Annotated in this window: 9 protein-coding genes; 2 read left to right on the top strand and 7 right to left on the bottom strand. The window is 53.0% G+C overall.

The window, feature by feature from the left end:
• Window positions 1-87: 87 nt before the first annotated feature.
• Window positions 88-627: a phosphonate degradation HD-domain oxygenase gene (locus ACYVAM_RS08945; RefSeq protein ID WP_461066051.1), complete on the top strand. Its 540-nt coding sequence runs from the start codon at window positions 88-90 to the stop codon at window positions 625-627.
• A gap of 45 nt (window positions 628-672) precedes the next feature.
• Here the strand turns inward: ACYVAM_RS08945 and ACYVAM_RS08940 are convergent, their stop codons facing one another.
• The 6 genes from ACYVAM_RS08940 to ACYVAM_RS08915 form a co-directional block, all read right to left on the bottom strand.
• Complete coding sequence (locus ACYVAM_RS08940) at window positions 673-1908, bottom strand: Nramp family divalent metal transporter (RefSeq protein WP_461066049.1); 1236 nt, start codon at window positions 1906-1908, stop codon at window positions 673-675.
• 88 nt (window positions 1909-1996) lie between these two features.
• On the bottom strand, window positions 1997-2470 hold the full coding sequence (locus tag ACYVAM_RS08935) for a Dps family protein (RefSeq protein WP_461066047.1): 474 nt from the start codon (window positions 2468-2470) through the stop codon (window positions 1997-1999).
• Window positions 2471-2551: 81 nt separating this feature from the next.
• Entirely contained in the window at window positions 2552-3490 is a 939-nt protein-coding gene (locus ACYVAM_RS08930; protein WP_461066045.1) for a sugar phosphate isomerase/epimerase family protein, read from the bottom strand.
• Window positions 3491-3496: 6 nt separating this feature from the next.
• Entirely contained in the window at window positions 3497-3910 is a 414-nt protein-coding gene (locus tag ACYVAM_RS08925) for a hypothetical protein (protein WP_461066043.1), read from the bottom strand.
• 57 nt (window positions 3911-3967) lie between these two features.
• Complete coding sequence (locus ACYVAM_RS08920) at window positions 3968-7852, bottom strand: hydantoinase B/oxoprolinase family protein (RefSeq protein WP_461066041.1); 3885 nt, start codon at window positions 7850-7852, stop codon at window positions 3968-3970.
• Window positions 7853-7855: 3 nt separating this feature from the next.
• On the bottom strand, window positions 7856-8608 hold the full coding sequence (locus ACYVAM_RS08915) for a DeoR/GlpR family DNA-binding transcription regulator (RefSeq protein ID WP_461066039.1): 753 nt from the start codon (window positions 8606-8608) through the stop codon (window positions 7856-7858).
• 54 nt (window positions 8609-8662) lie between these two features.
• Between ACYVAM_RS08915 and nudK the strand changes: the two genes are divergently transcribed.
• Window positions 8663-9244: a GDP-mannose pyrophosphatase NudK gene (gene nudK / locus ACYVAM_RS08910; protein ID WP_461066037.1), complete on the top strand. Its 582-nt coding sequence runs from the start codon at window positions 8663-8665 to the stop codon at window positions 9242-9244.
• Between the two features lie 93 nt (window positions 9245-9337).
• Here nudK and ACYVAM_RS08905 read toward each other — a convergent pair whose 3' ends face one another.
• A complete protein-coding gene (locus ACYVAM_RS08905; protein ID WP_461066035.1) occupies window positions 9338-11854 on the bottom strand; it encodes a PIG-L family deacetylase in 2517 nt (838 codons plus the stop codon).
• Window positions 11855-11963 lie beyond the last annotated feature (109 nt).

Genomic DNA, 11963 nt, shown 5'->3' with positions numbered 1-11963 from the left:
CGCCTGATATACGGGCATTGGCCTCGATACGAATCTTTTTTTCTGTCAACTAACCCGCCGGATGAATGGTCCGGTATTCCTTTTCCTATGGAAACACTTGCTAATCTCTTTGCCCAGGGTGGCCATGACGCTTATTTTGGCGAACCCGTGACCCAGCTTGAACATGCCCTGCAATGTGCCTTGCTGGCCGAAGAAGCCGATGCGGATGAAGAAACGGTCATAGCTGCCTTTCTGCACGACATTGGGCATTTGCTGCCTCCGGCGATGGCCGATGGGTATATGGATGGCTACGGCACGGTTGACCACGAACGGCTGGGGGCCGATTACCTTCGTAACCTCGGTTTTTCGGAGAAAGTAGCCCAGTTGATCGAGCACCACGTGAATGCCAAACGTTATCTGGTATTTAAAAACCCCAAATACTTTGCCCGGTTGTCGGAAGCAAGTTTAAAAACGCTGGAATTCCAGGGCGGTCCCATGACACCCGAAGAAGCCGCTGACTTCGAGGCCAATCCATATTTCAAGGGTATTCTGCAAATGCGTACCTGGGATGAACAGGCTAAAATTCCGGGTCTGTCAACGCCCGATATGGATTATTATTTAGCCATCGCCAGTAGAAATCACAACTGAAACCAGGTGGAAGGACACGGGCTTAACCAATCATAAACCAGCCAGCTAGCTTGCCTGAATGGCCAGCCAGACGTTCCAGAGGCCAAACGCGGCCGTAACAAGCACAATGGTGCCCATGGCTATGTTTTGCCAAATGGTATTGCAGTATTTGTCGCCGAGCAAAGTACGGTTGTTAACGGCCAGGAATAAAAATACCGTCACGAACGGGAGAAGTATACCATTGATCGCCTGTACGGCAACGATGACCGGAATCGGCGTTACGTTCAATAACCCGAACACCAGACCTGTAGTTAGCACAACCAGCCAGATAGCCCGGTAGGTTGGTGAGTTCTTGGGGACTCCGAGTAAACTATGGGCGGTTACGGATGCGGCCAGTGGCGCGGTGAGTGAAGACGCAAAGCCAGCAGCAAAGAGGCCAAAGGCAAACAACGACCCGGCCCAGGGACCAACTCGGTTGGTCATAACCTGCGCCATGTGTGCGTACGAAAAGTCATTGGGAATAAGCAGACCGGCCAGGAGGAGCACGACCGAAATGATGCCACCCAGAATAACGGCTACCCAAATGCCTAACTTCATTTCGCCCAACGATTGTCCGCCGGACTCTCCGGTTGCTGAATCGCCGGTTGCCGGGCCGCCGGTTGGAACGATGCTTGAGCCGAAGAAAAGATTATAAGGTACGATTGTGGTCCCAATGAGGCCGTTGATCAGCAGCAGAGAGCCCGAAGGGACGGCGGGCGTAACCAGGGCAGCAGCCAGACTCGTGGGTGTAACGGGTGTCCCAAAGGCAACATACAGAAAAGCTCCGCCCATAGCAAAAACGACCAGGCCAAGCATGTTCGCTAATCCCTGCGTAGAACCAACCCATAGGAGCACGATACAAACCAACCCGACAGCGATAGTCAAGAGCGGAACGGGGAAGCCTGTTAAGAGCGCCAGGCCAGAGACAGCCCCCAAAATATTGCCGGCCTGATAGGCGGCACAACCCAGAAAAATAGCCAGAAACAACGCCCAGGCAATTCGCCGTCCGCGAGGACCGGCATAGGTCTGGACAATAACCTGCCCTAAATCATTGCCGGTAGCGATGGTGATCCGGGCAGCGGCCTCCTGCAACCAGACCGTGCCCAGGGTAGCGAAGGTGAGAACCCACAGGAGTTGAAGTCCATAGGTTGAGCCAGCGATGGCGCAGGCCGTAACCGAACCCGGCCCAATGAATGCGGCCGAAATAACCGACCAGAATAAGACACTACCGAGACCCGAGCGGAGAGAAAGTACTTTAGGCACGTAAGGAATGATAAATGAGGAATGATGAATGTAAAGAAAACTCCTTACAATTCATCATTCCTCATTTATTATTCGTCATTCAATAGAACTAGGAGAGGTATTTCCGCAGCATCCAGGCCATGGCTTCATGGGCTTCCATAAGGCCAGTCAGGAAGTCGGCAGTACCCGCATCTTTCAGTTCTTCATCGCACTTTTCTACGTCTTCACGCAGTTCACGAACGATTTGCTCATGGTCGGAGAGAAGGTTTCTGAACATATCCGCCGTGTCTTTTGGCTTGCCAGAATCCTCTTTGAGACTTGTGTTATGAATAAATTCGGCCATCGTTGCCAAGGGCGTACCGCCTAACTGCCGAATACGTTCAGCTACTTCATCAATTTCGGCTTCAATGGCTTTGTACTGAGACTCGAAGAATTTATGGTATTCCATAAAGTTCGGCCCGGCAACATTCCAGTGGTATTTTCGGGTCTTGATGTACAAGACGTGCAGGTCGGACAGGAAATCATTTAAGAGTACATTGTCCTGTTTGAGGACGTCTTTTTCGAGGCCAATATTGGGTTGCATGATACTAACGTGAGTTTATGAGGTTGTGAACGTCACTGTGACCTTCACAAAGATTAACCCACAAACAGGCTGTTTGTTTCGCTAGCCGATCAACCCGACAAAGACACGCTTCACCGCCGTCAAATCTTGCTTATGGGCGTCAACCGGTCCCATTGTATTGGGCGAGTCTTTTTCGAGGCATTGTTCCAGTACCAGATTCGGCTTGAGGTTCAGTGATTTTAAACTACTGGCAAGACGCTCATAATCAATATCGCCATTGCCGAATGTCTCCTGCCAGATGCCGTTTTTCGATTGCCGGATGTGCACTTCCGTAATTCGGTTGCCGTATAACTTAACGACATCGAACAGGGCTATCTGCGAATTTCCGGACCCGCGATAGACCCAGTGTGCATCCAGGCAAAGCGATACGTGTTTTGGGTCGGTAGCCAGCAGCATGTGATGAAATTCGCGGGCGGCCTGCCGGTGTTCGGGGGCGTGGGTGTGGTAGGCCAGCGTAATGCCGCGTTTGCGCAGTTCGGCCCCGAGCCGGTCCAGATTACGAGCCTGCTCGGCAAGTTCGGTGTCTGATTTATCGTCGTTGGTTCCCCACTTGATTGGGCTTGGGTTCGTAACAAAAATGGACGTTCCGGCGGGTTTGGCGGCCTCTGCAATGGCCAGCACGGAATCGATGGATTTCTGTGCTTCATCGGCCTTGTGCAAGGTGCTGTTTACATAGAGCGAGTGCATGACCAGCTTGTGTTTACTCAGCAGGGGCACGAGTTTCGTTACTTCTTCTGCCGAATTCACTCCCGGTTCATAGGCCGTTATGCCCGATTGGACCAGTTCGGTCAGTGACGCATCGGGATCGGCCATCCAGGTTTTTCCCTGCCGCTGGTAGAACGTGAGCCATGCGTAGGAGTTGCAGGCAACGGGAAACGATTTGGCGACTGATGGCGCCTGTGCTGACGGGCTTTCTGGCAGGAACGAGGCTCCGGCGAGGGCCGTTGCAGCGGTCAGAAACTGGCGTCGGGAGGTGGGCATGCGGGATTATTTTAGTTCTTTGCTTGTAACGGTTATAACATCATCACCAATCGAATAGTAAACCCATAATTGAGGGCGCTGGATAAAGTCTGTTTCCGTAAACTGAGTCGCTTTATCCATATACTGTCTGATTTCGGTGGCTACATTATTTTTTATAGCTAACTCTGATGAAGACGGTAATAACTCTTCTCTAAAACCGCTTTGGTAAATCTGGAACAGCCAACCTGTAGGCCCCTTTTTACCCCATAAGCTAACCGGATGTACTGTTCGTTGAACGAGTCCGTCACCGAGCTTTTGCGTATTTGTAACATGACCGAAACCAATGTCAAAAAAGGATAGATCCATGTCCTTTTCTAACTCCTTTATCTCCTTCCTGGTGAATAAATACCTGAAACCCGAAGGAAGTTTGTTGGTCTTCATTTGCTCGTAAAAAAGTCAGGTCTGATCAGTTTAGCTTACCTCATTGACCTAATAAGCTCAGGTCTGATTATGTTTACTACTGGCCTGGCCGACACCACCGCCCCCCGGTGTTTCAATCCGTATACGCTCGCCCGCTTGCATGGCGCGGGTGAAAATGCCGGGCAGGCTCTCTTCCCGACCGTCGGAATAAAGCAGGGTTTGGCGACCTGTTAGGCCCGTTTCGCCACCGTTCAGGCCATACGGAGCGACAACCCGATGCTGGCTGAGGAGCGTAGCCTGAACGGGTTCCAGAAACTCGATGTCGCGGATAATGCCATCGCCCCCGCGCCACTGGCCATCGCCCCCGGAACCGGTACGGATACTGAATTCGTGGAGCCTTACCGGATAGCGACGTTCCAACTCTTCCGGATCGGTGAGTCTGGTATTGGTCATGTGCTGGTGTACCGCCGAGCGCCCATCGGCCCCAATCGTGGCACCTGCACCCCCACCGATGGTTTCGTAATAGCCGAAAGGATTAGGGGCCGTCGACTTGCCGAACAGAAAATTATTCATGGTGCCCTGGCTACAAGCTGCCAGACCCAATGCTTTCAGCAAGGTATCGACCAGCCGCTGGCTAACTTCCGTATTGCCGCCCACAACGGCCGGACAGGCCGATGGCGAGTCAGGGAAAATCGGATTCAGGAAAGAGGAGTCCGGCAGAATCAGATCGACCGGGGCCATTAAGCCCTCATTCAGGGGAATGTCTTTGTTGCACCAGAGCCGAAGTACGTACAGCACGGCACTGTACAGAATCGAGATATTGGCGTTGAGGTTATGGGGATGAACGCCCGAAGTCCCCGAAAAATCAAACGTAACCCGGCCGTTGGCTACCCGGATTTGTACCTGAATCGTGTGGCCGTCGTCGAGGGATTCCTGGGCTGTAAACACTTGCCCATTCAGCGGCTGTAGCACAGATAGTATCGCGTCGTTGGCGGACTGTTTCAGCCGTGTCATGTAGTAGTGTACCGTCGAAAGGCCATATTGCTGGACTAATGCCCGAAGGGCCATTTCGCCTGCTTTGAGGGAAGCCAGTGCAGCTTCAATATCGGCCTGGTTTTCGGCCAGCGCGCGGGTTGGGTAAGGGCCATCGGTAAAATGAGTGGATAAACCCGTGGTCGTTTCAGTACTTTTCCACAAAAACTCAACCGCTTTAACCACGTACATCGGTTCCAGAACAACGCCTTCTTCAACCAGCGAAACGGCATCCGGCGGCATTGAGCCCGGCACTTTACCACCAATTTCAGCATGATGAGCGCGATTGATTACGTAGCCAATCAGTTGGGGCGCTTCGCCGGGCTTTCCGTCCGTAAATACACCACTGAGCAGGGTTACATCGGGGAGGTGAGACCCGCCATATTTCGGGTGGTTGGTGATGACCACATCGCCCGGTTCCAGGGTAACTTTATCCCGTACCAGCCGGGCGCAAACGCCCAGGCTGCCCAGGTGTACCGGAATATGGGGCGCATTGGCAACCAGTTCGGCATTGGCGTCGAGCAACGCGCAGGAAAAATCGAGCCGCTCTTTGACATTCACCGAAAAGGCGGTTCGCTGCAACTGAGCGCCCATTTCTTCGGCAATAGCCCGGAAACGCTGGGTAAATAATTCCAGTTGAATGACGTCATTGGCGGCTATTTCTCCGGGTTCTTCGACATCGGTAATGTAATCGGCAAGGGCGTTTTTATCGGCTTGCACAACCAGCCGCCAGCCCGGTTCGATGAAAGCTGATGAGGTCGTGTTCAATAGCAGGGCCGGACCGCGAAACGTATCGCCTTCCTGCAACTGGGTCCAGTCGTAGGTTGGATAGGTTTCCCCCGTAAACTGCACCGACGAGCCGGTCGGAACTGCGTGTCGATGGCTTACCGGCGAGCCATTTGTTGGTAATTTATCCGTAACGGTACTGACCAGCGCCCGAATGCTTTCGACTTCGATCGATTGTGATTGTCCACTGGCACTGGTTGGAAAGTGGCCGTATAAGTGCTGGTATTTCTGTTCGAAAGCAGTCGCCAGATGCTCGCTAAATTGAACTTCGACCGTTGCTTCCTGACCTACCAGCCGAAGGAATACCGAAACAGCTTTTACCTGGATCGTCGTTTCCAGACCCACATCCTGCCGGAGCGCCTGGGTGGCTGAGTCGATGAGGTGCTGGCGAATGCTTGGGATGTCCGACTCAATGGCTGATAACGGTTGCAGGACCGATTGGGCCGCCATTCGCTCAATTTGAGCCTGGCCAATACCATAGGCGCTCAACAAGCCACCATCGAAAGGAAGAATGAGCTGCTCCATACCCAGCAATCGAGCAATAGCGCAACCGTGCAAACCACCGGCACCGCCAAACACCAGCAAGCTATAGTCTTTGGGGTCAAACCCACGGGCAACCGAAATTTTCCGAATGGCACCGGTCATGGTTTCATTGGCAATGTGCTCAAAACCACGCAGCACGTCAAGTGGGGAAGCGGGCGTGCCTGTTTCAGCAATTTGCCGAACAATTGCCGCCAGGGCTTCCTGGGCTTTGGCCGAAAAAACGGGAATGCCAAACTGCGTGGGGGCCAGTTTCCCCAGCAACAGATTGACGTCTGTAATGGTGAGTAGCGGCACCTCGCCCGGAACACCTGCGCCATAGCAGGCTGGGCCGGGATTGGCTCCCGCGCTGTGTGGGCCAACCCGTAGTTGAGTGCCGTCGAACCAGCAGATCGATCCGCCCCCGGCGGCCACGGTTTCAATGGCCAGGGAGGGCAGTTGTAAATCGAAGGGGCCAATTTTCGTTGAGAACCGATAATCTAAGCCGCCCTGAATTCGGGCCACATCCGTACTGGTCCCCCCTATGTCGAGGGTTAGTGTACCCGATAGCTTCTGGCTGTTGGCGTTGTTGCCTGCCGACAGCCTCTGGCTGTCGGATACGACAGCTGCGCCAATTACACCCCCTGCCGGTCCGCTCAGTAAACTGTCTTTAGGCTGGAATAAATCGGCGCGTACCAGCCCGCCCGAGCTGGTCATAATCCGGACGTGCTGGCCGGAGGCTGTACCCCCGCCAAGCTGGCGCTGTACATTGGCCAAATATGAACGCATGACTGGCGTCAAATACGCATCCACAACCGTCGTTTGCGTACGGGACACGTACTGCGGAGTCGTTGACACGCTGGTCGACAGGGTAATGTAGGGAAATCCGGCTGCAGTGAGCGCCTGCTGAAGCTGTTGTTCATGGACCGGATTTCGGTAGGCGTTCAGGAGGGAAATGGCGATGGCATCGGGCTTGCTCTGGTGCAGGTGTTCGATCAGATCGGCCATAGTTTGATCCGATAAAGGCGTCAACACCTGACCGCTGGCCGCTATGCGCTCGGCAACTTCCAGAACAGACTCATATAGAACTTCGGCGGGTGGAATGGCCAGTTGAAAGAGATCTGGCCGTTGCTGCGTCCCGATTTTGAGCACATCGGCAAACCCTTTCGTCACGAGCAGCGCTACCCGGCCCCCTTTTCGTTCGAGCAGGGCGTTGGTGCCTTTCGTCGTACCCAGCCGCATAGTTAGGGGCGGAAAGGGCTGACTGACGGGTGTCTGGGTAAGCAGGCGAGCCGCCAAAACCGGCGCTTCTTCATTTGTAAATAGCTCGACGGTGTGTAATGACTGTGGCGCAGACAGGCTGTCCGCGCTACGCTCGTTACGTAGAATGAGTGACCCATCCATACCCAACGATTCTATTATATACAGTTCATCTGTCTCGACAACGCGAAGTTGATAGCCATCGAAGATTGGGGCCGTGAGCCAGGGCGCTACCAGTTTGCCATCAATGAGTTGTCCCCGTAGCCGACTGCTGCTTAGAACTTTGGCGCGGTGTATTGTGCCGTTGGGGTCTTGGGCGAGGCCATCGGTAAAGGTGCCGCCGGTATCAATCCAGATTTGGTACATGGGTCAATTAATCAGTGTAATGCCCGCCTGCCGGTAAGCCGTCACAACGTCTGGCGCGGCTTCTGCATCGGTAATCAGCACATCAAATAGGCTTAGGGGTGCAAAATAGAGGTATTTGTCGGTTTCTAATTTCGAGGAGTCACAGAGCAAGTAAACTTTTTCCGTTCGTCGGGCTATGGCCATAGCGATACTGGCTTCTTTCTCGCTGTTGGCGCTTAGACCATGCTGAAGCGAAATTCCATCAACGCCCATGAAGGCCCGGTTGGCCTGATAACGGGCTATGTGCTCTTCCGCCATGAGCCCATGAACGGCCTGCCGCTCTTTGTCTACTTCGCCACCCACCAGATTGACGGTTACGTCGGAAGACATTAACTCGGCCACCACCGGCAGGGAGTTAGTTATTACCGTGATGCGTTTGTTCCGGATAAATTGACACAGGCGAAATACTGTACTGCCGCAATCCATAAAAATGACATCGCCTTCCTGAATATCCTGAGCGGCCAACTGGCAGATGTAATCTTTTCGGTCGGCGTTTACGGCTGTTTTATTGGCAAACCGGAATTGGTCCGTAGCGAGGCTCACTTTCATGGCTCCACCGCGTGTTCGGTAAAGCAGGCCGGAAGCTGCCAGTTGGACCAAATCACGTCGGACGGTCATCTCTGATGTTTGTAAAAGTTCGGCCAACTCCCGCACATCAACGGACCCGCGCTCATCGACCGTTTGTACAATTAGTTGCTTCCGGTTTTGGAAATTCATGGACAATCAAGTTCTTTTGTTCAAATTTAAACAAAATCAAACAAAATCAAACAAATGGCTAGTGAACGGATTCAAATAACGGAAGAGAAACTGCTGTCTGATAATTGGTATATTCTGAAGCGATTTACGTTCAATTACCTCGGTAAAAATGGGCAGTGGACCACCCAGCAACGGGAAGCCTATGACCGGGGAAATGGCGCTACCATCCTGCTTCATAACCCACAGACAGACACGGTCATCCTGACTCGCCAATTTCGATTGCCCACTTTCGTAAACGGTAATCCCACGGGTATGCTCATTGAAACCTGCGCCGGACTGCTCGACGATGAAGGCCCTGATGATGCCATCCGGCGGGAAACCGAAGAGGAGACTGGTTACCGAATTGAGTCGGTTCAGAAAGTGATGGAAGCGTACATGAGTCCAGGTTCCGTGACAGAAAAGCTGTTTTTTTACCTGACCGAGTACACGGCAGACACCGAGCGCAATGCCGGGGGCGGCATCGACGAAGAGGAAATTGATATTCTGGAATTGCCCGTTAGTCAGGCCTACGACATGGTGACTCGTGGCGAAATCATGGACGGCAAAACGATCATGCTGTTGCAACACCTGCGGCTGAAACAGTTGAGCCAGAATTGAACGAGGGTTTGTGCGGTATTTTGTGGTGTCAGTTTTAAGAAACTGACACCACAAAATACCGCACAAACCCCAATGAAAACCTTATCTCATCAACTAATTCCCGGCTGAAATCAGGTTGGCGAACAGGCGATAGGCACCGGGTACGCCAGCTGGTAGCTCACGAAAGAATACCAGACCTGTGTACATGTAATGTCCTTTGCCATATTTGGCGTAAATCAGGCTGCCTTCTTTGGGCGCTTCGTTCTGGTCGTGCGAGGAGAAGATCGGTTCGTACGCTTTGTCCCAGTCACGGGCGAAATAGATACCCCGCTCCTGAATCCAGCCCGCGAAATCGGCTTCAGTAATTTTGTTCGGGTAGTTCAATAAGGGATGCTTCGGGTTGATGAACGTCATGGGCGCATCTTCTTCCGTGACGCGTTCATTTACGACGGTAAACGGATAGGGACCTAATTGGGGCAACTGAGCCTCATTGCGCAAAAACGAATTGTTTGGCGTCACGTACTGAACAACCATCGTGCCGCCATTTTTAACATACTCCATCAATTTCGGCTGGTAGCGTGCCATGGCGCTGTTTGTGTTGTACGCCCGAACACCTACCACAATGGCGTCGTAGGCCGACAGGTTTCCGTTCAGTTCGGTCGGGCCGAGAATGTTGACCCGACACCCCATTTGTTGCAGGGCCGCCGGCACTTCATCCCCCGCACCAATGATGTAGCCTATGTTTTTAGCGGTCACTTTCACATCCAGCTTAACCAGTTTAGCCTCGGCCTGCGGAAACAGCGTTTGGGTTGGAATGTGCTTGTAAGCGATCACCCGCAGGCCCGTTGTCAAGGTGCCGTCTGCCGTTGTCATGACGGCTTGCAACTTGCCATTCTGGGCTTTGTCGCTCGGGATCAACCGGAAGGATAGCCGTTGCTCATCCCCTTTGTTTTTTAACTCGAAAGGTTGCGAGGCTGGTTCGATCCGCCAACCCGTTGGCACGTCGATCCGTAAGGTGCCAGCCACATTGGCACGCCCTGCTTTCAAGACAACCTCCGTTGTTTTGGGGGTGTTGTCGGCAAAGGTGTACACACGTTCGGTTAGGTTGGCCGTAACGGCGGGTTGAATGATAAATGGCCGGTAAATTTCGCCATCGACGGGATCTGTCGATCTATATACAACCGGACGGCTGAACGTAAAGCGCTGGCCACTAATATCGAACGTGTAGCTGGCCGTTAAAGCAGGCGGATTTTCGGGCAGACCAATCAGTTGCTGATTATCTACCTGAAATAAACCTTTGTCAATTGGCTTTTCGAGCCAGTAGGGTTGGGAGATCTTCACAGTTTTCGGAATCATCACGCTCGTTGGGAGCAGCACCACGTCATTTGGCTTGAGGGCCAGGTTGAGCGTACTGTCTTTTCCGGTCGAGTACTGGATACGGACTAGCGTGACGGGTGAGTCGGTACGGTTAACGATGTTGGTGGTCAGCTTGATGGTTTCGCCGGGCGTAGCTGCGTAGTCGGTGGGGTTGGTTTCAAACCATAGGCCGAGGCACTGCCGGATAAGCATTTCGACTTCCTGCCGCTTGGCCTTCACATAGATATTGGTCGTATCCAGTTTGCTAATCGCGCCGTACAGTTGTACCAGCGCGGGTACCGATGCCGCTGGCTGGTCGGGTTTAAACTGGCTGATGGTCTGGTTCACCTGAGACTGAACGGCATCGCTGTGGAGAACCCGTTTCCAGGTCATGTCGACACCTTCCATCGGATCTTTCTGGACCGGGTCACCGCCTTTCAGTAACAGGTAATCAATTTTAGCGCCCCGGTTGGGCGCTACGCCGAAGCCCTGGCTTTTGTGCTGGCTGCGGCTTTCGGAGGCAATTTCGCCGTAGGATCTGCCTAATAGCGGGTTAAACAAGCCGGTTTCGATACCGATCAGGTTACCGGCTTCTTCGGGTTTTTTATTACTCAAAAACGCGCCCGGAATAAACATATTCCACATGATGCGTTTGGCCTGCCAGGGTTTCACGTAGGCCAGTTGCTCCGGAAATTTGGTGGGATCGTTCGAAATTTTGAACGCTTCCTCGGCCAGAAAGCCCGATGCGCTATGGTGCCCATGACCCGCGCGGGCGTCGGGTGGAAAGCGCGTCATGATCACGTCGGGCTGGTATTTACGAATCATCCAGACTACGTCGGCCAGTACTTTATCCTGCCCCCAGGTGCGGACGGCCTCGGTCGTTTGTTTCGAGAAACCGAAGTCATAGGCACGGCTGAAAAACTGATCTGGCCCATCGACGCGTCGGGCGGCCAGCAGTTCCTGTGTTCTGATCACGCCAATATTTTCACCTTGTTCGGGGCCAATCAGATTCTGACCGCCATCGCCCCGGGTGAGGGATAAATAGCCCGTTCGAACCAGTCGCTCTTTTGCCAGATAGGACAGCAGCAAAGTGTTTTCATCATCGGGGTGCGCAGCTATGTACAGCACAGAGCCCAGCACATTCAGTTTCTTGAGGTTCGACAGAATCTCACCCGGCGGAACGGGCTTGATAGGGCCATAGGGGACTTGAGCGAAAGAGGAGTGCGTGAGCAGACTGCCAAGCAGCAGAATAAGTAGTGGTTTCTTGAGAGACACAGGCAGGTAACAGATTATGGGGGTATTGGGCAAATTTACGATTAAAGTTTAAGGTAAAAAGAAGAAAAGGCTACCTAAAAAAAGGTAGCCTTTTACCACACGTTACCTA

The sequence above is a fragment of the Spirosoma horti genome, assembly GCF_054776595.1.
The sequence above is the reverse complement of the archived record's forward strand: the minus strand, read 5'-3'. Positions and strand labels throughout refer to the sequence as shown.

Excerpts from the sequence above, each read along its gene's own strand:
- ACYVAM_RS08945 (WP_461066051.1), top strand. The coding sequence starts at position 88 with ATGGAAACACTTGCTAATCTCTTTGCCCAGGGTGGCCATGACGCTTAT.
- ACYVAM_RS08935 (WP_461066047.1), bottom strand. The coding sequence starts at position 2,470 with ATGCAACCCAATATTGGCCTCGAAAAAGACGTCCTCAAACAGGACAAT.
- ACYVAM_RS08930 (WP_461066045.1), bottom strand. The coding sequence starts at position 3,490 with ATGCCCACCTCCCGACGCCAGTTTCTGACCGCTGCAACGGCCCTCGCC.
- ACYVAM_RS08925 (WP_461066043.1), bottom strand. The coding sequence starts at position 3,910 with ATGAAGACCAACAAACTTCCTTCGGGTTTCAGGTATTTATTCACCAGG.
- ACYVAM_RS08920 (WP_461066041.1), bottom strand. The coding sequence starts at position 7,852 with ATGTACCAAATCTGGATTGATACCGGCGGCACCTTTACCGATGGCCTC.
- ACYVAM_RS08915 (WP_461066039.1), bottom strand. The coding sequence starts at position 8,608 with ATGAATTTCCAAAACCGGAAGCAACTAATTGTACAAACGGTCGATGAG.
- nudK (WP_461066037.1), top strand. The coding sequence starts at position 8,663 with ATGGCTAGTGAACGGATTCAAATAACGGAAGAGAAACTGCTGTCTGAT.